Source organism: Gluconobacter sp. P1D12_c (assembly GCF_018812105.1).
GTDB classification, from domain to species: Bacteria; Pseudomonadota; Alphaproteobacteria; order Acetobacterales; family Acetobacteraceae; genus Gluconobacter; species Gluconobacter oxydans_A.
Map to the genome: position 1 here is coordinate 1 of NZ_JACSIQ010000665.1, position 399 is coordinate 399.

A 399-nucleotide genomic window follows, 5' to 3' on the forward strand; every position below is an offset into this window, starting at 1 on the left:
CTCTTGATGGTCGTGTCATCGTTGGTGATGAAATAAAATTCGAGCAGATGGAGAATAAGATTGTTGGGCTGATGCTCCCGCATCATGCTTTCTATAACGTCTCTGAAMCCTGTCTTATGGTCCAGAATTATACGCAGACGCCTGACACTGAACTCGGCAAAAAGGCTCTCGAACTCATTGAAGATGTCTCTAAGCGACACCCTCAGCAGGTTATCGAAAAACTCCAAAAAATTGGATGCGATGCTCTAACGGGGCGTAATCTGTTTGCGTTGCGTGGTTCGTGGGAGCTTGGCAACAGGGATATCAATGCGGTGGATGATTCCGCAAAAGCATATATGCTTGACACTTACACGATATCTCACATGGGTAGAGGTGGGGGTAGCGTCTTAGAAGATGGGA

1 protein-coding gene is annotated in these 399 nt (G+C 46.7%); it reads left to right on the forward strand.

Going from position 1 to position 399, the window contains the following annotated elements; all coding sequences use genetic code 11:
• Positions 1-399, forward strand: a 399-nt coding sequence (locus KP705_RS18645; protein WP_215765387.1) for a hypothetical protein, incomplete at both ends; no start/stop codon positions are given.